15 protein-coding genes are annotated in these 23,399 nt (G+C 39.8%); 6 read left to right on the forward strand and 9 right to left on the reverse strand.

What is annotated here, in order from left to right:
* Window positions 1-37: 37 nt before the first annotated feature.
* The gene (locus MTBBW1_RS06550; protein ID WP_186441117.1) at window positions 38-4,699 is read right to left on the reverse strand and encodes an InlB B-repeat-containing protein; all 4,662 of its coding nucleotides are present in this window, start codon (window positions 4,697-4,699) and stop codon (window positions 38-40) included.
* 596 nt (window positions 4,700-5,295) lie between these two features.
* On the opposite strand from MTBBW1_RS06550, the gene MTBBW1_RS06555 reads away from it, so the two are divergent.
* Window positions 5,296-6,933, forward strand: a complete 1,638-nt coding sequence (locus MTBBW1_RS06555) for a sigma-54 interaction domain-containing protein (protein ID WP_080800862.1) — start codon at window positions 5,296-5,298, stop codon at window positions 6,931-6,933.
* Window positions 6,934-7,146: 213 nt separating this feature from the next.
* Here MTBBW1_RS06555 and MTBBW1_RS06560 read toward each other — a convergent pair whose 3' ends face one another.
* The 7 genes from MTBBW1_RS06560 to MTBBW1_RS06590 all read right to left on the reverse strand — a co-directional run bounded on the left by MTBBW1_RS06560 (window position 7,147) and on the right by MTBBW1_RS06590 (window position 16,452).
* The gene (locus MTBBW1_RS06560; RefSeq protein ID WP_080800863.1) at window positions 7,147-7,470 is read right to left on the reverse strand and encodes a PilZ domain-containing protein; all 324 of its coding nucleotides are present in this window, start codon (window positions 7,468-7,470) and stop codon (window positions 7,147-7,149) included.
* Window positions 7,471-7,663: 193 nt separating this feature from the next.
* A complete protein-coding gene (locus MTBBW1_RS06565; RefSeq protein ID WP_080800866.1) occupies window positions 7,664-8,140 on the reverse strand; it encodes a PilZ domain-containing protein in 477 nt (158 codons plus the stop codon).
* A 259-nt stretch (window positions 8,141-8,399) separates the two neighbouring features.
* Complete coding sequence (gene speB / locus MTBBW1_RS06570; RefSeq protein WP_080800868.1) at window positions 8,400-9,332, reverse strand: agmatinase; 933 nt, start codon at window positions 9,330-9,332, stop codon at window positions 8,400-8,402.
* A 180-nt stretch (window positions 9,333-9,512) separates the two neighbouring features.
* A complete protein-coding gene (gene nspC / locus MTBBW1_RS06575; protein ID WP_245809283.1) occupies window positions 9,513-10,727 on the reverse strand; it encodes a carboxynorspermidine decarboxylase in 1,215 nt (404 codons plus the stop codon).
* 3 nt (window positions 10,728-10,730) lie between these two features.
* Window positions 10,731-11,924 (reverse strand): saccharopine dehydrogenase family protein, encoded by a 1,194-nt coding sequence (locus MTBBW1_RS06580; RefSeq protein WP_080800871.1) that lies wholly within the window; start codon window positions 11,922-11,924, stop codon window positions 10,731-10,733.
* A 244-nt stretch (window positions 11,925-12,168) separates the two neighbouring features.
* Window positions 12,169-14,082 carry a biosynthetic arginine decarboxylase gene (speA, locus tag MTBBW1_RS06585; RefSeq protein ID WP_080800875.1) on the reverse strand — a complete coding sequence of 638 codons (1,914 nt, stop codon included), beginning with the start codon at window positions 14,080-14,082 and terminating at the stop codon, window positions 12,169-12,171.
* Between the two features lie 216 nt (window positions 14,083-14,298).
* Complete coding sequence (locus MTBBW1_RS06590) at window positions 14,299-16,452, reverse strand: methyl-accepting chemotaxis protein (protein ID WP_080800879.1); 2,154 nt, start codon at window positions 16,450-16,452, stop codon at window positions 14,299-14,301.
* A gap of 565 nt (window positions 16,453-17,017) precedes the next feature.
* On the opposite strand from MTBBW1_RS06590, the gene MTBBW1_RS28190 reads away from it, so the two are divergent.
* The 3 genes from MTBBW1_RS28190 (at window position 17,018) to MTBBW1_RS06605 (ending at window position 21,355) form a co-directional block, all read left to right on the forward strand.
* Window positions 17,018-17,542 (forward strand): hypothetical protein, encoded by a 525-nt coding sequence (locus MTBBW1_RS28190; protein WP_080800883.1) that lies wholly within the window; start codon window positions 17,018-17,020, stop codon window positions 17,540-17,542.
* A 430-nt stretch (window positions 17,543-17,972) separates the two neighbouring features.
* Window positions 17,973-19,871, forward strand: a complete 1,899-nt coding sequence (locus MTBBW1_RS06600; RefSeq protein WP_080800887.1) for an HDOD domain-containing protein — start codon at window positions 17,973-17,975, stop codon at window positions 19,869-19,871.
* A 101-nt stretch (window positions 19,872-19,972) separates the two neighbouring features.
* Window positions 19,973-21,355 (forward strand): adenylate/guanylate cyclase domain-containing protein, encoded by a 1,383-nt coding sequence (locus MTBBW1_RS06605; RefSeq protein WP_080800889.1) that lies wholly within the window; start codon window positions 19,973-19,975, stop codon window positions 21,353-21,355.
* A 5-nt stretch (window positions 21,356-21,360) separates the two neighbouring features.
* On the opposite strand, the gene MTBBW1_RS06610 is transcribed toward MTBBW1_RS06605, so the two are convergent.
* Window positions 21,361-22,494, reverse strand: coding sequence for a hypothetical protein (locus MTBBW1_RS06610; RefSeq protein WP_080800891.1), 1,134 nt, complete (start codon window positions 22,492-22,494; stop codon window positions 21,361-21,363).
* Window positions 22,495-22,772: 278 nt separating this feature from the next.
* Here MTBBW1_RS06610 and MTBBW1_RS28195 point away from each other — a divergent pair, with 278 nt between their 5' ends.
* Window positions 22,773-22,943, forward strand: coding sequence for a hypothetical protein (locus MTBBW1_RS28195; protein WP_186441118.1), 171 nt, complete (start codon window positions 22,773-22,775; stop codon window positions 22,941-22,943).
* Complete coding sequence (locus tag MTBBW1_RS06615) at window positions 22,927-23,241, forward strand: hypothetical protein (RefSeq protein ID WP_080800894.1); 315 nt, start codon at window positions 22,927-22,929, stop codon at window positions 23,239-23,241. The genes MTBBW1_RS28195 and MTBBW1_RS06615 overlap by 17 nt, the downstream gene beginning before the upstream one ends.
* Window positions 23,242-23,399 lie beyond the last annotated feature (158 nt).

A 23,399-nucleotide genomic window follows, 5' to 3' on the forward strand; every position in this document is an offset into this window, starting at 1 on the left:
CAGCATAAACTAAACTTTTTCAGATGGTTAAATGAATTTACATCTCCAGCCTTAATGACTGTATCATGTGAGGCATAAATCCTGAGGGAGTAATCACAATACGGTTACCTGTTTTGCTAATCGTTGTTTGCAAAATAGTTATCAATCCAAACTCATCAACTGTTACTTCTCCGCTTTCAATGATTGTGTTTGTTGCTGAATCAATATTGATGAAACTTACCGTTTCGCCAGATTCAACATAAAACTCTTGCAAACGCCTTGGCGTTATATCAACCTTGCAGTTATCTTCAGGAGCTGTATCCATAAGGGCAACACTTATCCCCCAGCTATCCACTGTATCTGACAGATCATCTGTCTCCCAGTAAAGATATCGGTTTACCTGTCCTGATGCATCACCATCATTTGGATCGCCGTTGCCATAAACATCATCGAGAGTACAGCCTGTAAATGCCGGCAGGGACTGATCTACCCTAACATCAATGACCATGTGACGCTCACTTCCGTTTTTGGGCAGATAAGTTCTCTGGGAGTGGCCGGCCTGTCCCCATATGAACAGATGAGGCTGACGGGTCTCCTGAAGGGCATTTATAAAGTCCACTGCCTGTTCCCATCCAATTGCATTGTCATTTTTTCCGTTGCAGAAGCTCAAGAATCCAATGCTTTTTTCCACATGATTTTTCAGGTACCACACATCATTGTAGTAGTCCCAGACAGGGGTGCCGTTATCTGGATTGTCAGGGTCAAAGCTTTCAAAAAGAACGCCATATTCAGGTTTTCCAAAGACTCCCTGATATGAGCTTTTAAAATTGGGAGATTTTTCAGGAACATGCACACCAACCCATGAACGGCTCCAGGAGAAGAGTTCCGGATATCTGATGGCCATCATCAAAGTGCCGGATCCGCCCATTGAACTGCCTGCGGTGAATGTTCTGCTTCTATCAATATTCCATCCTCCGCCTGTCTCCATCCAGTCAAGAAAAGAGATCATGCGTGTGGTGCTGTACGGTCTTACAACGCCGTTGTCTGCCCATGAGCTGGAGTTAATGCTCTTGTCGTAGTATTTTTCATGATATCCTGTCCACCAGTCATATGGATATTGATTTGATGCAAGAATCAAGGCTCCATCCTCGGCATCATTCCACCAGCCGTATCCGCCGTAAAGATTGCCTCCCCAGCAGTGAAGATGAATGCCAACAGGTGCAGGATTTGCCATGTTTGAGGGTTTTCCCACAAGATAGTCATAAGGCTTACCCATCACAGAAGAGTTAGGGGGAGCTTCCCAGCGGGTGTAAAGATAGAGTTCCACATCATAGACCCACTGGAAATTGTCATCAAATTCGACCCGCTGAAGTACTGGTGTACCCTGTCCAACGGTTTCGTTATATACGACAGCCATGTTTTCGTTTTCAACAACGGTACGATTCTCAACGCCTTCCACAACAGCAGTAACTGCATACCATGAAAGCCCGGGCTGTGGTGGATTATATACAAAAAGCCCCTGGGAAAGGCCAAGTTGTGCACCATTATCCTCAATTACATATCTAATTGCCTTTGCATGCTTGTTGTAGGTTCCGATTCCCCACAGTTCAAGGTTCCATCCAGAAAGAATATTTACGCTTCCTACAGGTTCAAGGGTTGCTATCATCTCTTCTGTTATTGGTTCATCTGATGAATATATCCTGTACTCAATAGACCTTGGATATGAATCCACAAGGTCATAGAGCTCATCATAATAGATATTTTCATCATCAACAATGGCTACAATCTCCTCAAATGTGATGAATGTCTGGCCGTCCCGATGCATAAGAGAAATATTACTTGCCTGTACCTGCGTCAGGTTCTCCTCAACCACATTCACAACAACGCTGGTTCCTGAAACATCCTGGGCAGAGGAGACAATGGTATATTCTCCTGTGACAAAACTTGTGAATGTTGTTGATGAAAGGGTTCGGGAGTTGCCGTTGCTGTCTGTAACAACAATGGTATCGGCATTTATATAAGCCTCGGAGCCATCTTCATAAACAGCTCTGGTTGATATCTCTGCCACATCTTTTCCATTGGAGAGTATCTCGGTTTTGCTTGCCTCTGTGAAAATCTCAACAATGGTTTTAAGCTCAAATGATACTTCATCTGCGCCTATATCTATTTTGCCACTCTCCCTTGAGTCACCATCAATATCATGGGTAAGACCATCAATATCCATTCCCTGGTCAATAATTACATATACAGCCTCTGCAAGATGAAGATCTCCGGCATATGGATCAACAAACCATGAATCAACAGCATAATCCACGTTGTTTGATATTGTGGCAATTCCGCCATTTCTTGAGGCAATTGCCTTATTTGTAAGGTTGTTGGATATCTGTACATCTGTTTCTTCAAACCGATACTCAATGGCATTGATATAATTTGAATCCAAAAATATTGTATTATTGTATATTTGTGTATTATGAGCATTGGCCATGTATATTCCAACATCGCGATTTACATGGATAAAATTATTACGGACAACTCCACCATGATGGTGACTGCTATCAAGGCCGAACATTATGCCTCTGTCACAATTAATAATAAGATTGTTTTCAACAATGGTATCAGTTGAATCTGACCAGAAATGAACAGCTCCTTCAGACAGGGCTGATGATGGAGATATGATATCCTGAAAGAGGTTGTTTCTGATTATCCATCCCTTTGACTTGTGTCCATCCACTCCGCCTATATAGTACTGAGGGCCTGTGCCTGCTGTATAAATGAAACTGCACCCCTCAACAAGACCATTATCGCTGAATCCTTCTTGACTTCCGGAGTATGAAATTTTGAGCATCTGTTCATACGTATCCCTGAAATGGACATTTCTTACAACAACGTTATCGGCATCAAGCTCACCATGAACCTGAATACCATGATTTCTCACCCAGCCAAGTGTTATATCCTCAACTGTAAAATTATCACTGTAAACCGAAAATACATGGGGAACATTTCCATCCATCCCTTTTCCACGTACAATAACCTTTGACGCATCACCATTGAGGCTTTTTACAGTAACGTTATCTCCTCTGACCATAAACTGGTCTGACAGAACATACTCTCCATCATCAATCAGGATAAGAAGGTTACCATCCCTTGCAGCAATTTCTGCCTGATTGAGCTCATCAATATTGCGTACAATAATGGTGTCAGGCGCATCAAGCTCCTGAAAAAAAGCTGTAAATGAGACATTCTCAGTTACCTCAAAAGAATAGGGATTTTCTGACACTGTTGCACTTCCCGATCCGGCATTAAGTCCTTCTCCTGTAAACTGAACAAACTCATACCCCTCTGCCGCGTCTGCGCTGATTTCAACAACATCACCATAGTTATAAACATCCTTTTGGGGAGAAACAGAAATTGAACCTCCTCCCTGGGGAGTGACTGTAAAGGAGATATGGTACTCATCATTTACCGGAATCTCTTCAAAGAAAAGGGTAACTGATTTATCTGCGTTCATTGTCAAAGAGTTACCTGTGACTTCGGTTCCGTTGGTTCCGCCATAGGATATAAAACGATATCCTTCAGAAGGTGTGACTGAAAAGGTTATATTCTCTCCATCAGAATAGGAGCTTTTTTCAGGTGATACCACAACTGATCCCCCTGATTCCGGGGAGATGGCCAAATAAAGTGAATATGTTGGTGCAGGTGGAGCAGTGCTTACAAAATTAACAAGAGTACTACCAGCAACCGTGGATTTCTGATCTTCATATTTATTATCAACATACATGCGGAATGTGTAAGTTCCGTCAAGAAGCTCTCTTATGACATTTCCATCGGTTCCTGTTACTCCAAAATCATTCCATGAGGCTCTGCTGTATCTTACCCTGCCTCCTTCAAGGCCGTTTCCTTCTGAATCTTCAAGACGGACTGTCACAGGAGAGGTTTTAAAAAGCACAATTGGATCAGCTCCTATCTCCTGCTTTATATCAACACGACCTTCATCATATGACATCCTGAAGGTATATGTACCTGTCAGAAGTTCACGATAAGCATTTCCTGAAGCATCAGTGAGCCCGTAATCAATCCAGGATGCACGTACATAGATGATACTTCCTCCTTCAAGTCCATTGCCATCACTGTCTTCAAGCCTTACATTTACTTTAATGGTCTGAAAGATTACATTTGGGTTTTCTCCTATGTCCTGTTTTATATCAACACGACCTTCATCATAGGACATACGGAAGGTATATGTAGTTGGAAGAAGCTCCATTGCAGCTTCTCCAGAAGCATTGGTTACACCGAAATCAGCCCATGAGCTGTAAACATACTGCACAAAGCCGCCTTCAAGTGGTACACCTTCACTGTTGACAAGGGAGACAACTGTTTTTACAGTATGAAATTCAATTTCAGGATTTGTTCTTATATCCTGACGGATATCAAGTCGTCCACCATTGTAATGGGCACGAGCTGTAATTGTACTGTATTTTTCTGGAATTGATAAAAATACCTCTCCATTGGAATCGGTATCTCCTGCATCATACCAGGATGATGTCTGATATTTTATCTGAACACCCTTAAGCGGAGCTCCATCACTGTTAAGGACACGGATAACAACATTTTCTTCAAGATTGTCATCTGTGCTATCCACAACTGCATGGGCAGTGCAAACAAATATCTGGAACAAGAACAGTGCCAGAATTAGTACAATATTTTTTTTTGTGCCTATCATATTTTCCTCCATTAATTCATTTTTAGATCAAGGTAGCTTTAAAGAGGGCGTACCCTGTCATTTTTTAATAAACACCAGTATCCACGCTTATTCACAATGTGTGCCTGAACAAAAAAACAATAAAAATCGGTGGAATATCCACACCGGTGATGATATAGTGCAAATGAATCTGTTTTATTTAGTATATTTGATTTTATTTCAGCATGACACACATACAGCAGTGCATTATCAGCGCTTAATTTTGATGGTCTCGTAAAAACTCCATAACACCAAAATAACTAATGATAATTTGGTAGTGTCATAAACGTGTTGATCTCTTCCTCTGAAGGCCTTACTGGATAAGGGTTTGTAGAAAAGTCATCAACAGATTTGGGACACTACCGATAATTTTAGTGGTTTATGGGCATGCTTCATTTACCGGTTTACACTTTCTGGGATACATGTCCATTTATCGGGAATTTCCATCAAAAAAGTGTAAACTACTTTTGGGATGATATGAAGGATGTCGGTTTATGAGTGAAATAATCTCAAAATGGGACTTTTTACAGGCTTCATCAATTTAAGGCTGTTCATTTAAAAACGTCAAGGACGATAACATGACAAAATCATCATTCGATCTTTTTAAATCATTTGCAGGCGAACTTGACCCCCGTACGCTTCAGAAAAAATTTCTGCTCTCCCTTCTGAAGCTCCAGAATGTACACAGAGGCTCTATATGGATTAAAAAAAATAATTCATATCACTGCATTGAAGCTGCCGGAAAAGAGAGTGATTCCATTATAGAGATAGACATTGATGCAGATCAGCCAAGTATCGTTGGCTGGGTAATTGAAAACGGCAAACGCACCGTGGCCGATACAAAAAGTGATGGCCGTCACTTCAGGGAGCTTGAAGATAACATGGCTGTCAAAAGCAGTCTCATCCTCTGTTTTCCTCTGTTCCTTAAGGAGAAGGAGGTTTATGGCGCTGTACAGATAATTGACACCACCCCTGAAAAAAGCTGTGTAAATCTTGATGAAGATTACCTGAATTATCTTCAAAACCTTGTTGACATCGGCTCTGTTGCCCTGAGCAATGCAATTTTGTACAGTCGGCAGGTCAAGGAGGCTGAATCCCTTAAAATCACACTTAAGGAGCTTCAGAAGAGAAGTTCACTGATCGGCCACAGCAAATCCTTTCAGCAGTGCATCAACCTTGCAAGAAACTATGCCAATTCAGATCTCCATGTCTTGATAACAGGAGAAAGCGGAACCGGAAAAGAGCTTATAGCAAATGAAATTCACCGTTTGGGGCATCGAAGCAAAAAGCCTTTTCTTGTGCAAAATTGCAGCGCAATTCCAAAAACACTTCTGGAAAGTGAACTTTTTGGGTATCGGAAAGGAGCTTTTTCCGGAGCTGTCAGGGATAAAAAGGGACTTTTTGAAGCAGCAGACGGCGGAACTGTATTTCTTGATGAAATAGGTGATATGCCTTTTAACATACAGGCAGCAATATTGAGGGTACTTCAAAACAATGAAATAAAACCTGTGGGAGCAAATGAAATAATTCATGTGGATGTCCGAATAATTGCTGCCACAAACAGAGATATTAAAACCATGATTGGAGAAAATCGATTCCGGCAGGATCTTTTCTATCGGCTATCTGTTCTTCCCCTGGAGTTGCCGCCTCTGCGGGAACGCAGGGAGGATATTCCCATTATGGTAAAGCATTTCCTGAAACAGGAGAGTCTTAGAAGTGGTCAGCCAGAAAAAAAGCTAAAGCCCGATGCCATGCAACGTCTTACAACGTGGTCATGGCCTGGAAATGTCAGAGAACTGGAGAACCTTATAAAATATCTTATGGTGGCAATTGACAGTGAATATATTGATGCAGAGGACATCCCCGACCATTTTTTTGAGGGATCGGTTCACGATATTCACGCATCTTCTCCACTTTCTGAATCAGGTGATATGGAAGATAGAGTTCATTCCAGATCCTCTGATTTTCAAAGCTCAAAAGCTTATTACTATAATGGTAACATTAATGTGCCTGAAATAGACAGAAGAAAGGGCGGCATTAATTTTGGAAATTTTTCATGGCAGGAAGTTGAGGAGCAGTATATTCATTTTACGCTTCATAAAAATAACTGGAATGTCACATGGGCAGCAAAAGATGCCGGTGTAAATCGGTCAACATTTGCATCACGAATGAGGCGCCTTGGTATAAGCAGATCAAATCTCCCACAAAAAGCATAGTTGCACCGTCAAGGCTAACAAAAAATTTTTAATTTTTGAAGGTGACGGTATGGAAACTTTTATCGAAATATCGAAATATCGGAATAGGGTAACCAAAAATCAATTGCAGACAAAGCACTACTGTTTCTTCAAGTTTAAATCGTCGGGTGATTTTTTCAGACATTTCAAATATTCAAAGCGTTTTATACCCGACAATCAAACCTGGCAAGAGGACTACCACATATAAAAGCCTATTTCTTTGGCGTAGTTGTCATCCATAAACTCCAGCCCAAGCCATCCATCCATTTTTAAACGGACTGCACATCGTTTTGTAATAAGATTACCTTTTCTGTCATCAAGTTTAAACTCAACAACCACTACATTTCCAAGTTCAAGAGCTTTCATATCCTTTCTGTCCATAATAAAGTAATCCATTCGTATTCCGCTTCTGGAAATATTCCTTACGACAATATCACATTTTTTACCAGTTTTCTCAATCACACAGGTACCATGCAGTTCAACATCTTTCCGAAAATGCTTGCGAAACTCAATGCTCATTTCTGTGGGGGTACCACATCTGCATTTTACGGTAATAGTTTTCTTGGCTTTATTTCTGAATGGAGTAGCATCAAAGTGTTTTTCAAATCCGCAGTGAGGGCAAATAAAACCGATTTATTCTGTTCATCAACATAGACACTAACCATACCATATATTCAAGCCCCCATCTTTTCTGCGTGTCACACCGGCTTTCCTACATGAGGTAAAAACCCAGTCTGTCATTATATTTTCCATCCACAAATTCAGCTCCGATCATATTATCTGATATGGTACGAACAACACAACGTTTTCTTATAAAATCAGCCTTAAGATTGTCTAGTGTAAATTCAATTTCCATAATATCTCCATGCTCAAAAGGTGTGAAATTTTTTTTATTCACAAAGCCCATATCAATGGCAATACCCTTCATGGAGATATTTTTTATAAAAACATCATATTTTGCACCATTTTTTTCAAGGGTACACATTCCAACAAGGGAGACATCTTTTCTAAAACGTTCCCGAAATTCAAAATGAATCTCATAGGGCTGACCGCACCTGCACTTTATTTTAAGATCTTTTTTTTCTCGGCTGAAAAGAGATGGGTCTATTTTTTTTTGGAACCCACACTCTTTGCATACAAACATGGTGTCTTCATGGTCGCTTGCGTATAGTGTAACTGACTTAAGCATAATTTATTAACCTGGAAAATAGAATTCAATAATAGTTTATTAGCTCGTGAGTTGTAAGTTCTCAATTTTAACACTACATATATTAATATAAATTTAAATTAGTCACCATATGTGGTGGCCAATCAGAGAACTTATGACTGACGAGTTTATTAGAATGTCCCTGTTTTTTTTAAAAGCAGCATATGCAATTACATAAAACTTTCATCTGCAACTCAATAATCTTCAAGTAACCATAAATCATGATATACTGAAGGTCAACTTACGATATCAAATCAAGATTCAAAATGCCACTTTTTTCATAATTCCTCTGAACCATCCCCATTACCATGTAAACCAGAAGAGCCGCTGCAAAATCAGATGCCGTATCATTTTCTACCGGTGCAAGCTCAACAATATCGAAACCGATGACGTTTCTACCGTATATACAGCGTTCAAGAAGTGCAATTGTATCATACCAGCCGATACCACCTGGAACAGGTGTTCCTGTTGCACGAATAACAGAAGGATCAAGGCCATCAACATCAATGGTGATGTAAATATTGTCCGGAAAGTCCTGCGGGAGAAGTTGGCGGGGTAAGCCATTCAACCCTTTGAGATATATATCACGGGCATCTATGCAGGAAATTGACTTCTCCTTTCTGAATTTTACCTCCTCAAAACACAATGCCCTTACGCCTATTTGAAACAGGGGTAGGTCAAGATCATCAACTGCTCTTCTCATTACAGATGCATGGCTTAATGGATCACCTTCATATTCATCCCTAAGATCTGCATGGGCATCAATCTGGATAATTCCAAATGGGGACAAAGGTCTTGATGCATAATGAGAATGCAGTGCACGAAGCGCACCCAATGTAACTGTATGTTCTCCGCCAAGAATAACTGGAATTGCATTACAGTCCAGTGATGCATTTACAGAATTTTCGATATGGGAGAGAATTTCTTCTGTATTTCCTGTGCAGTCAACGCATTCAACTGTGTGTATTCCCATGTCAAGGGGAATCGAAAAACCATCCCAGGCCTCAAGCTGTTGAGATGCCTCAAGAATTGCAAAGGGTCCTTGATCTGTGCCTCTGCCATAGGATACAGAGCGCTCCATGGGAACAGGGATTACATGAAACAGTGAATGTTCTTTCCTGTTCTCTGTCACTTCTGATGCTAAAAAGTCAGAAAATCCTTTAGGTATAACCATAATCTCTTTACCGTGAAAATGACTATCATTTTTATATTTGGGGAGATGATTAATACTCGTCAGTCATAAGTTCTCTAAATGGAGACCGCAGATAGTATTTCTCAAAGTATTGAAAGTACAATATGTGGTAGTGGATTTGAGAAGTTAGGACTCTTGAGATTAATACAATAAAGCATAAAGTTATGAAAGCCGACTTTTGAAATCGTCATAGCTGAATTGCCTGACCATCTCAACGCACTTTTTGCCATGGGGAACAAGGGCAATGTCAGGCAGTTTTACTCCGTTGAAAGTATTGGTTTTAACCATGGAGTAGATTGCCATATCAGTAAATACAAGCCTATCCCCAACCTTGAGTGGCTCATCAAAGGAGTACACTCCTGCAATGTCACCGGCAAGACATGAAAGCCCTCCAATCCGGCAGGTGTATCTCTTTTCCCCTTGTTTTCCGGAACCCATTATATATGGACGGTATGGTGCCTCCATAACATCAGGCATGTGGGCAGGTACGCATGCATCCATTATGGCTATATCCATATCACTGCCTTTTATGATATCAAGAATTGTCACCACAAGAAACCCTGCATTTAAAGCAACAGCCTCACCTGGTTCAAGATATACCTCAACGCCCCATTTTTGTCTGAATTTTTGTATTGTTGTGATGAGAAGTTTCATATTATATCCAGGACGGGTTATATGGTGTCCTCCGCCAAAATTGACATATTTCATTTTTCCTATCAGATCACCAAAACCCTTTTCCACTGCCTTGATTGTTCTTTCAAGGCAGTCGGCATCCTGCTCACAAAGGTTGTGCCAGTGAAGACCTGAAATATCATGGACAAGATCCTCCCTGAAATTGATACGCCTTACACCCAGCCTGGAGCCAGGTGCACATGGGTCATATATTGGCAGTGCCCCTTCAGAATGCTCAGGATTAATTCGGATACCAATCTCAATCATGCGCCCTGATGCAGAGTTGCTTTTATCAATGATGGGTTTGAAGCGTTCCATCTGGTCAAATGAATTGAAAATAAGATGATCCGAGGTATTGCATAGATCAACAATATCAGATTCAGAGTATGCTGCTGCAAATGTATGAACCTCTTTGTTGAAATTCTCACGGCCAAGCCTTGCCTCATGGGGAGAGCTTGCACATATGCCGTCAAGATAGCTGCGAACCAGTGGAAAAACCCGAAACATTGCAAAACATTTCAGGGCAAGCAATATTTTGCAGTTAGTCTGACTGCGAACATGTGAGAGTGTTTCAAGGTTTTGGGCAAGAAGGTTCTCATCAACAACAAAGCAAGGGCTGACAACTTTCTCAGGATTGAAATTGAGCATTTCAATAATCTTTTCGTATGGAGAATCAATGGCTTCATGATTGACAGATTGAGTCATCTTCTAATCAACCTCTACAGCTTTCCAGGGCAGGCCATATAGATTAAGATTATCCATGAAAGGATCTGGATCAAACTCTTCCATATTCCAGACACCTGGCCTGTGCCATTTTTTCTCAAGCATCATTTTGGCTCCTATCATGGCAGGAACACCTGTGGTGTAGGAGATGGCCTGGGAGCCGACCTCTTCATAACATGCCTCATGGCTGCATATATTATAGACATAAAGCTTTTTGGGTTGACCATCTTTTATGCCTTTTAGCAGGCAGCCTATGCAGGTACGCCCCTGGGTAAGAGGGCCTAATGATGCAGGTTCCGGAAGCACTGATTTTAAAAATTTCAGGGGAACCACAGGAGTACCATTGTATTCAACTGTGTCAATCCTGGTCATGCCTACATTTTCAAGCACCCTTAAATGGGTGAGATACTGCTCTGAAAAGGTCATCCAGAATCGTGCACGTTTAAGCCCCTTAAGGTGCATGACCAGAGATTCAAGCTCTTCATGATACATGAGATAACATTTCTTTTTGCCGATCTTTTCAGGAAAATCATATGTCATTGACCATGAAAGGGGATCTGTTTCCACCCACTCTCCATGATCCCAGAATCTTCCCCTCTGTGTAATCTCCCTAATGTTGATTTCAGGATTGAAGTTTGTGGCAAAATGCTGCCCATGATCTCCTGCATTGCAGTCAATTATATCAAGTTCATGGATCTCATCAAAATGGTGCTTTTGTGCCCAGGCACAAAAAACATTGGTAACTCCCGGGTCAAAGCCTGAACCAAGAAGTGCCATAATACCTTTTTCCAGAAATTTTTTCTTATATGCCCACTGCCATTTATATTCAAATTTTGCCTCGTCAGGGGGTTCATAGTTTGCAGTATCAAGATAATCAATTCCTGCATCAAGACATGCGTCCATCAATGGTAGATCCTGATACGGAAGAGCAAGGTTAACCACAATGTCAGGTTTGATCCTGTCAAGGAATGATTTTGTCTCTGATACATTGTCAGCATCAATGGCAAAAGTTGATATTGAGCGGCCGGTACGCTCTTTGATGCTTTGTGCAATGGCATCACATTTATGTATTGTACGACTAGCCAGTATTATTTCAGAAAAAATTTCAGGGAGTTGAGCACATTTATGGGCTGTGACACTTCCCACACCTCCAGCACCTATAATCAAAATTTTTGACATTTTAAGTTACTCCATTATTGTTTTTTTTAAGGTTTGATTGTCGGGTAAAACATATAAACTCAAAAAACCACACCCATAAACTTTTGAACCTTGTCAATACTGTCTGAATCAGGATGCCCAGGATAACCAGGATTTACAGGATAAAAATTTTGATCATCCTGTAAATCCCGGTTATCCTGATTCAGACAAATGTAATAAATATCAAAAAAGCCAACAAGGTATCAGTTTTGAGTATAAAAACAAGTTATCGTTCAAAATATGTGTATCCCCTCAAACCCATCTCATAGGCCTGCATGATTTCTCGCCTCTCCTGTGCTGTAATATTACCCTTCCGGACAGCCCTTTCTGCAGTCTTTCTGAAACGGACAAGCAGGCGTTTAGGATCATACTCCACATAGGATAGTATATCTGAAACACTGTCCCCTTCAAGTTCTCCCACAAATTCGTACTCTCCGTTGTCAAGTACCCTGATCGTGACAACATTTGTGTCTCCAAGCAGATTATGAAGATCTCCAAGTGTCTCTTGATAGGCTCCAACCAGAAATGCTCCAAGATAGTACTCCTGTGAATCATTAAGCTCATGGAGCGGAAGAAATCTTTTGATATCATGGCGGTCAATAAAGTGATCAATCTTTCCGTCGCAGTCACAGGTAATATCGGCTATGATGGCATTTCTGATAGGCTCTTCATTAAGTCGATGGATGGGCATAACAGGAAAAAGCTGATCAATTGCCCATGCATCAGGCAGAGATTGAAATACGCTGAAATTACAGTAGTATATATCTGATAGCGCCCGCTCAATATCAGAGATTTCCGGAGTAACATGCTTGAGTTCCTTGGAGACACGGGCAATCTCGTTGATGGTTGTCCAGAAGATTTTTTCTGCAAGGGATCGTTGTCTAAGGGTTATCTTGCCATGGTTAAAAAGCTGCCTGACTTCATCCCTGTAGTAAATAGTATCATTGAAACACTCCTGAATATTGCGAACAGAGAGAGTATGCAAGGTGTCATACATGTATTTGATTTGAGGCGGACACTTTTCAGGCAGCTCTTCAGGAAGGGGATCCGGTTGAAACTGTGTAACATCAAGCACATTAAAAAGCAGCATTGAGTAGTAGGCAACAAGAGCTCTTCCAGATTCAGTGATAATTGTGGGGTGGGGCACTCCTGTCTCATCTAAGGATGTCATAACAGCTTCAACAATATCTGTGCAGTACTCATTCAGGGTATAGTTTCTGCTGCTCAGAAAATTGGACTGGGAGCCGTCGTAGTCCACAGCAAGGCCTCCGCCCAAATCAAGATATTTAAGCTGTGCCCCCTCCTGCACAAGGCCGGCAAAGACTCTGCAAGCCTCGTTAACTGCTGTGCGGATCTCCCTGATATTGGATATCTGTGAACCAAGGTGATAATGAAGAAGCTGAAGGCTTTCAAGCATGCCTTCTTGTTTAAGATAATCCACGGCCGCAATAATCTGGGTTGTATTAAGGCCAAAAATGCTACGTTCTCCTCCAGATTCTCCCCAGTGTCCCCCGGCCTGGGTTGCAAGTTTTATCCTGACTCCAAGAATCGGTGTGGCATTGAGCTTTCTTGATCTCTCAATTATGAGAGGAAGTTCGCCTGGCATCTCCAGAACCATGATGCATTTATAGCCAATTTTGGTTGCATACAGCGCAAGATCAACAAACTCTTCATCTTTATAGCCATTGCAGATGAGAGGGGCTTTTTTGTCAGTCATCATACCCATGGCTGCAATAAGCTCAGCTTTGCTTCCTGCTTCAAGGCCGTGATGGTATTTGGAACCATAGTGGGTAATCTCTTCTATGACCTGTTGCTGCTGGTTAACCTTGATTGGATATGCACCCTGGAAAGTGCCTTTATAGTCAAGTTCCTGCATTGCTGCAAGAAAGCAGTCATTGAGTGCTGCAATCTGGGAATCTAGTATATTTTCAATGCGAAGCAACACAGGCATTCCAAGGCCCCGGGCTTCAATACCTTCAACAATTTCACGAATACTGACAGCTCGTTTTACACAACCAGGAGATGGCATGACCATGACATCACCGTTGTTGTCAATCTTGAAGTAGCCCCCTCCCCACTCGTTGATTCCATAGAGCTCGGCAGATTTTGTAATGTTCCATCTTTCCAGTGTATGGTTCACAGATAGACTCCTGTAATACTCAAAGTTGACACCTTGGTGCTAAAGTACAAAAGAGTATGAAAGTTGACTCTAAAGTAATATGCATCTTTCTACTCCTTGATTTGCTTATTTTTCTGAAACTCCAAAAAAAGTTTAAACCATGCCTTTTACCAGTTTATGAAAGGGTTTATCAAGAAACTTTTTTGTAGGCTCTCTGAAATATGCCAAAACGAAGTTTTATACTTTGAATTTGTTAACCATGTCACGAAGTGCTGCTGCCAGATGACTCAGTTGCCCGGCATTTTCATTTACCTGACTTGCATGTTTGGAAATTTCCGTAGCAGAGTCGTTTACATCAGATATTTCAATTGAGATCTCGTCTGCTGCTGATGAAGTCCTGGAAAGATTGTCATTGATCTCAAGGATCCCCTGTGAAGAGTTGGCAACATTAATGGATATCTCCTTTGTGGTTGCTGTCTGCTCTTCAACAGCATCTGCAATACCTGCAACAATATTATTGACATCATCAATAACCAGTGAAATGTTATGGATATTTTCTCCGGCAAGTTTACTTGAGTTCTGAATCTCATTTATCTGATCATTGATTTTTAGGGTGGCATCTGCTGTCTGGCGGGCAAGTGCCTTGATTTCGTTGGCAACCACTGCAAATCCCTTTCCTGCTTCACCTGCTCTTGAGGATTCAATGGTGGCATTTAGTGCCAGAAGATTTGTCTGCTCTGAAATTTCAGTGATCACCTCTGTGATTTTACCAATTTCCATTGCAAGCTCCCTTAACCTTCCTACATTTTCAGTTGCCATGGATGACTGATCAACTGCTTTTTGGCTGATCTCTCTTGCATTGATTGTACTGCGGGCAATTTCGTTTATGGTGGAGGTCATCTCCTCTGTGGCACTTGCTATGGTGTTAATGTTTGTGGTGCTTTGTTCCATTGCCGTTGAAACTGACTTTATATTGTCATTCATGTCAAGGGTTGACTTTTTGGCTTCACCAACCTTTAGTGATACTGAGTCTGATACACTATGGGTCACAGATGAGACATCGCTCATCTCTTCAGCACTTTTTTCAAGCAGATGAACATGTTCTTTTATCTGTTGAATCATTTGCTGTAGATTGGCAATAAACTGATTAAACCAGTGGGCAAGTTCCCCTGCCTCATCCTTTGAAATCTCTTTTATTCTTCTGGTCAGATCCCCCTGGCCTTCGGCAATATCCTTAAGAACAAGGCTTGTCTCTATAATAGGTCTGGATATTCTTCGTGAGACATAAAATGTAACTATTAGTATTATCAAACATACAAGAGCAATTACCACTATCTGCTTTACAGAATTACTGATCATCATGTTATTCAGCTCTTCGGTCTTCATGGCAACGGCTTCTTCGATATCATTGATATAGACACCTGTTCCGATAATCCAGCCATAAGGCTCAAAAAGTTTTACAAATGAGACTTTGGCAACAGGCTCTTTTTGCCCGGGTTTTGGCCACATGTACTCCACGAAACCTTCTCCATTTTCCTTACAGACAGAGACCATCTCTCTAAAAAGATATTTGCCGTTGGGGTCTTTAATGCCACTTATATCCTTGCCGTCAAGCTCGGGTTTTATGGGATGCATCACCATTTCAAGGTCTAAATTGTGAATCCAGAAGTAGTCTGACTTATCAGGTCCGTATCTCAGAGAGCCAATCTCTTTTTTACTGCGCTCCTTGAAACCTTTTTCAGCAGATTTAAGTGAGAGGCTGGAGCCAACAATCCAGTTCCATGGCCTGAAGATCTTTGCATATGCGATTCTGGGATCATTGTCATTTGTATCTTTTTTATACCACATGTAATTAAAAAATGCTTCACCTGCTTCAATGTTGTTTCTGAGCAAATCCGGAAACAGATAGTTGCCCTGGGTATCTTTTAGAGCCTTTACATCTTTTCCTATAAGCTCGGGAAATTTTGGGTTTGCAATCATCTTCAAATCAGTGTCAGTTATCCAGAACACTGTATCACCATCATACTTTAAAGATGTTATCTGTTTTATTGCAGTTTGCTGTTTTTTCTGAAGGTCTCCTTCTGTCTCCTTTTCAACAAACCCAATTGTACCGTGGGCAACTTCAACTGCATTTTTCAGTCTCAAGCTGACAGTGTCGCGGATTCTTTCATAATTATTGCCCTCTTTATGAGCTGTTTCAACTATGGCGTAGGCATTTTCGGTTAATAACTTTAAAGCAGCGGTTTTATGACTAAAAAGAGTCTCTTTTGTAGTTTTGATTTCAATATCCCGCTGTTTTTTGATTGATGCTACAGAAATGGCAATGGAGGTTAATCCCAGAATTCCTACTACACTGAAAACCAACAAGATAAGTTTTGCTGTAATTTTCATGATATTTTTCCTTTTTTTTATGAAAGTTTCTATAAAATACTGTTTTTATAATGACTTTCATTTTTTTTGATTTTGACGGGTATCCGCCATGTACGCTATATTAAACTGTAGGGGGAAGAATCAATTTTTGACAGACAGGTAATCCATGTGGTGGCTAAAAAAAGGATTATGAAATCTCCTTTAAGCGGGCATTATGAGTTTTGATGAGAAACCCCGACAGTTGAGGTAATCTTTAAAAAAAGAGATGTATGCAAAAATATTGATATTCAGATTTCACATGAACTATACGATATAAAGGTTATTCCTCAAAGTCGAGACCTATGATCTTTTGAGCTTTGTCAATACTGTCTGAATCAGGATACCCAAGATTAACAAAGATAAGGCAGGATTGTGTATCCTGAACACCTTATCCATCCTGGTTATCCTGATTCAGACAAGTGCAATAACTGATGAAAAAAGCAATAAGATGTCGATTTTGAGGAGTATAACCATATAATTCTGTTACGATGCAGCATATTTTTTTTATTAAATCACACTTATGAAGTCAAGCAGGAAAGGAGAAATTATGGAAATATCAAATGCTTCAAAACATTCAATTCAACAATATAAGGCAGAAAAACACTCTGCTTCTGCCAGCATAGTATCAAATAACATGAAAAATAGCAGTTCTTCTGAATTAAATGTCATGTTTAGTAAGTTTAAGGCAAAAATAACCTTTGAATCTTTTGAAGGTTTCAACAAACAGAATTCTGTTTTTCAGGAAACTCTTTCTGATAAGCTCTTGAAAGCAGGAAAAGACATTTTATCACCTGATTCACAGGAATCCACAAATCTTTTTGGTGATGATGGTTACTGGGGTGTAAATAAGACATCACAGCGTATCAGCGAATTTGTTCTAAAAGGTGCAGGAGAAGATATTGAGCGTTTAAAAGCCGGAAGAGAGGGTATGTTACAGGGCTTTAAAGATGCTGAAAAGGCATGGGGTGGAAAATTACCCGATATCTCATATGAGACAATGGAAAAAAGCCTTGAAGCAATTGATGAAAAAATTCGAGAGCTGGGGGGCAGCGTGGTAGATTTTTCGGCATAGAAAATCGGCATCTTTCTATCATCCTCAAACTATAAACGCTTCCTCTAAATAAGGTTATGATTGGTAAGGTTTATTGTTGCATCCATATATTTTGTGTGTTATGGAAAATCAATTCAAATATGCTGCAATCAAGAATTCTGTCCGGCGTTTTATAACTGTCATTGATCACCCGTCTGTCACAATGAGTCATGAAAGTCTTTATATATCAATATGTTATGGAGGCTTTCCAATAAACCCTAATGATCGTGATGGCATCACAACGAATCATGAAAGTCCTTTAGAGCCTTAAAAGACGGGGACTTTCTTATAACGTACATGGCGGATTACCGCCACAATCGAAGGGATGAAAGTCGTTTTTAAAACAGGCTGTTACGGAGACTTTTATATAAAAAATGTGCAGAAATAGCTATCCAACTTGGAACAGGTAGAGATGGTTCAAACTTTTCACAGAATAATTATCAAAAAATGCCATACAGGAGAAAAACACAATGCTGTTTGTCGTTTTCTTGCAAAGGAATTTGGTATTTCAACAGAAAGAGCTGATTTCATTCTCAGGCATCCTCCTGCGGTTCTTGGTGATCTGAATAATATTGAGAATGTTGACTTTGCAAAGCACTTCCTGCTTCAGCATCAGGTGGAATGTGATGTAAAAAAAGTCATAAAAGACAAAAAGTTGCCATTTGCCATAAATCCCCGCCAGTTAAAGTGGATCTCCAAAGAGTTCAGCAAAACTTTGAGAGCATGTGTTGAAACTGCCCTTTTTTATGTGATGATTGAACCCTCTGATGACTCATATTTCTTAAAATCCCTTCTTGGCAAACAAGAAGAAATTGAGGATGCATTTCGCTACAGTGACTCTGTCTTTGTAATTGATGACAACACTTTTCTTTTACTTGGATTTGCAAGTGACCGTGAAGGTTCTGATGTAGTGTTTGACAAAATTGTTTATTGTATTGAAAATTACATTCATCGGGATGCAATCGTAAATATAGGTCTTTCCGTAATCCCTGAAGATGGAAAATCATTTTATGACCTTATCACAGTTGCCAAAAAGAATCTTATAACTTTTAAAAAAGACATTGTTGGTGTTCAGAAAAAAAGCGAAACCATACAGCCCAATGAAATAATTCCCAAAAGTAACGTCTCTCTCTCTGATCTTCAAATTTTCAGCCTCTGCTTTAATAAAGCAAGGGGAAAGTTTTACAATGAGCTTACAGACTTGCCCCCTGATGTTTTATGGGGAGCCTTGAGTAAAATTTCCGTATCTGACCAGAAAAAATTTTTTCTCAAACTTCCCCATGACTCACCCCTTACCTCATATCTTGCTGAAAAAATAAAAAATCAGTCTGATGAAGTTGATGTTAAGGCCGCAAGAAAAACCGTCCGTAAAGTAATTAGCAAGATGCAGCTTGTGGAAAACCTTAAGGAGAGACAGGAGAACCAGAAAAAAGTAATAACCTTTATGAATCAGGTTGATACTATATTTACCATGCCGTCAATTGCACTTCAGGTGTATCATGTAGCGTCTGATCCTGAATCCGACCTTGATGATGTTGTGAAAAATATACTGTTAGATCCTTCTTTGAGCATAAAAATATTAAAAATTGTCAACTCACCTTTTTATGGCCTCTCAGAGAAGATAGCTTCCATAAAGGATGCAGTGGTAATGCTGGGAATGGACGAAGTTGTTAATATGGCATTTGGTCTTTCACTTTCAAAATCCTTTCTTGATTCAGAACTTAAGGGCCTTATGAATCCTGAAGATCTCTGGCGCCATTCAATGGAAACAGCCATTATTGCCCGTCATCTTTCTGAAGGACTTTCCCAGTTTAAAAAAATGGGAGTCTTTACAGCAGGGCTTCTCCACGATCTCGGGAAGGTTTATCTTATAGAAAATTTCGGAGATATTTATACAAAAGTACTTGAAAGAGCTGAGGAGCATTCAATTTTTATAAGCGCAGTTGAACAGGAAATTATAGGAATTGACCATGGAAACATCGGCAGACGTATCGGAGAAAACTGGAATCTGCCGGATTCACTTGTTCAGGCAGTGGCATTCCACCATCAACCCTCGGCAGCCATAAGTTATTCAGCTTTTGCAGGTCTTATTGGATTTGCTGACTACCTGGCTCACATGATTAATATAAGACAAACTGAAAATAGTACAGACTCAGCAATTTATTTAAAAACCAAGCAACTGTTTAAAGTTGATCATATGATTATAATGAAAAAGTTATTTACAAATTTTAATGGTAATTTTATTGAACGAACCCTGGAAGAATCCATGGGTATTCTGGAAGAAAATCACCATATCCTTAACATCACATAAAAAATGCGGCATGCTTCATTTCCCAGTTTGCACTTTCCGGAGAGAAAACTCTGGGTAGCGAGAATTTCTCACAAAAAAGTGTAAAGAACATTTGGAGTAATATGAAGGATGCCAAAAATTCAAGGATATATTCATTCATGGTTAAAGAGAAAAAACCGGAAGATCAGTTTGACCTGTTCAGAAAAAATTTTCTCTCTCTTCAGAAAAAATATGATGAAAAAATAAAAGAGATCTCCATCATAAAAGAGATGAACAACACCATGCAGCAGATTGATTTTATTGATCAGGACCTTATATGGACACGTCATCTGGAATGTCTGAAAAAATACAAAAGTCTTGCTGCGGCAGCTCTCTATTTCTCATCTGAAAATGAAATAAAAAGAGACCATTTTTTTTATACTGATTTTGAAGAACCATTTGACATTAATATGTTAAAAAATGTCTCTTTTTTCCAGGAGCTACTCTGTACCAAAAAAGTCATTGTCATAGAACAGCTTGGCAAAGCAGAAAAAGAGCTTATGAATAAAGAGCAGTCAGATGGTTTTCGATACTGTTCCGGCAATAATGATTTGGAAGATCTCTCCAGTGATGAAACTGAACCACATAGTACTAAAGATTATCTTTTTGCTGATTCAGATTACTCATTTTACGGTCAATCAATATCGTCCGGCAGCAAGGTTGTAGCAGTGCTTATGCTTTTTGCCCGGGACAAAAATGCCTTTGAATCTTCCAATCTCTATTTTTACAATGTTGTATGTGAACATCTATACAACAGTATGGTCTTTTTAAGGCTCTATTACGGCAAACTTAATGAAGAAAAACAGATGATTCAGCTAAGTCGTTTTTTTTCAAAGAATATCATTGGAGAAATATTCAAAAAAGGAAAGCTTCGACTTGGAGGAGAAAAAAAGCGTGTTGCAGTACTGTTTGTTGATCTAAAAGGGTTTACAAGTTTTTCCGAGTCCATGGAACCTGAAGATGTTGTTATTTTGCTCAACCGCTTTTTTTCAAGAATGATCCCTGTAATTTTCAGGAACAGAGGAACTCTGGACAAGTTGCTTGGGGATGGAATTATGGCTGTATTCGGGACACCCATTGAAGATGATGAAAGCTGTCTTCATGCAGTCAGAACAGCCCTTGAGATGTTTTCTGTACTCAATTCCCTGAACAGAGAACAGAAAAACAATTTTAAGAACCTTGAAATGACTGTAGGGATCAATTACGGTGAACTTATTGCCGGCTTCATGGGCTCAGAAGAGCATCTTAACTATACCGTGGTGGGAGATACAGTCAATGTAGCCCAACGAATTCAGTCCCTTGCAGACAGTAACCAGATTTATGTCTCAGGCACTGTGTGGGAACAGATTAAACCTCATATTGAAAACCTTGAAAATCTGAAAAAGGTGGTTCCTCTTGAAGATGTAAAACTTAAGGGCAAAGAGAAAAAAGTCTCCCTTGTCAGACTTGATCCTGATCTTTGTTGATAGAATCATGAATCACTGACAATGGCTCGCACTTCATTATGGTTAAGTGCCCTTGATAGTGTGGCACTTTTCGATTTTATTGCTTCTGTTATGCTTTTGATGCGACTTGAGTTATATGAAATGTCCATTGAATCAAGATAGTTTTTCACAAGTCTTTGACCACATAGAACATTGAGAAAATATGCTTCATCTCTCATAAGCCCGAATCCAGTTCCGGCATGGGTACCTGCTACATGGGTGTTTGCTGCATCCCCAAAAAAAGGCGTATTATAACCAAGCAGATGCTCTCCTGTTTGCTCTTTACAGATATCGCTTACAAATTGATAATAATCTCTGAAGGTTTCAATGTTATTGACATCAAGGTTGAGTTCATATCCCTTATCCTTAAGGAGTCTTCCCACAGTAAAAAGATCTGCAATACCGTTTCTTTCACCAATACCCATGGCGGAAAGTTCAACAACAGTTGCTCCGGCCTTGACACCCATAAAGGTGTTGGCAGACGCCATACCAAGATCGTTATGACAGTGGACGCTTACCTTTGTATTGCACTTTAATTTATTTACTTTGTCTGTAACAGATTTGATTCTATCATAGAAGCTGTCCGGAGCCATTATTCCTGATGTATCAGGCAAGGAGATAATATCCACTCCAACTTCTCCTGCAAGAAAAATGGATACCTGACCAAGAAGTTTTAGTGTTGCATTGCCAACATCAAGAACTGCCATTGATATAACAGCTCCATCCACTACTTCTCTGATGGCATTGACAACTCTGCCCATGGAGTCAAAAATTGCCTGGCAGTTGTCGTTGTTATTTTTTATGTCATGGCTTATATGAGAGTGAAGATGGAAATTCTGCACCCCTGTTTCCACAAGTGAAATGATATCTTTTTCCGAGGCTCTGCCCATGGCTGCAACATTAATTGCAAGTCTCTCTTTCCTTGTCAGAGCCCCAAGATTGCTTATGCACCTCTCTTCTGTAATATGTGCAGGAGCATAACCGGCCTGGCATATGTCAACCCCCAATTGTTCCTGAAATTTAAGAATTTTTTCCCGCTGGGCAAGGGAAAAGACAACACCGCGATATTGCATCCCTTCACGGATTGTCTCATCAATTACAACAATTTGCTGTTTCTTCATATCCTCCACCTCTATATTCTCAGTGTTATTTCAAATTTTCGTGTCCTTCTGGTAAGCCTGCGTGAATACCTCCTATTTTTCAAAGCTCAATAAATATACAGATTTACTACATTTACTGTAAAAAACAGGCATATTCAAAGCAAAACTATCTAAATCTATAACAATCTTATGGAATCGGAAAGGATTATTTGACGCTGAAGAGTCATTTTGCTATGTCAAAAGTGGGCAGAAAAGCAGAGGCGGATTCTGGTCATCTGTCCAGCATCACTTAGAAAACAATGGGCTATGGAACTGCTGAATATCAACTGAAATTTGACGATAATGGAAGTTTAATTGAATATTACCTGAATTTTAAGGATGGAAGAATCATTCAGGAAACATTAACTGTTGATGGAACAGGCAAATTAGATCGAGTTAAAGGAAAGCTTTGGTATGAAGGTGCCAAATGATAACCTTGATTTTGAAACAGATGAAGATATACTTGCTGCCACCAAAAGAGATAAGAAACAACACTCTTTTTTTGAAAAACTATATTCCTGGGGAAAAAATATCAAGCATTATCTCTTTGGCAGCCAATTGGGTAAAGATGCACTGCTGAAAGAGTTAACTGCAATTAAAGATGAAAAAAATGTCGATTTTAAGGATAGTGATGCAGTGGCTGGAATCTATTTATTATTGAAATTTAAAATTTTACAATTAGATTATTTGATAGTTAAAATAGATAATTTTCTCACATATAACATGTGAGACAAAAGAGGGTTGTTAATATTTATAGGCTGTTGTGATATGTATTTACTTGATAAACTGACAATAAGAGGATTCAAATCCATTAAGGAACTGGTCGATTTAGATTTGAAGCGTCTCAATGTCCTGATCGGTGCCAATGGTGCCGGTAAAAGTAATTG

This window comes from Desulfamplus magnetovallimortis (assembly GCF_900170035.1).
Lineage (GTDB): Bacteria > Desulfobacterota > Desulfobacteria > Desulfobacterales > Desulfobacteraceae > Desulfamplus > Desulfamplus magnetovallimortis.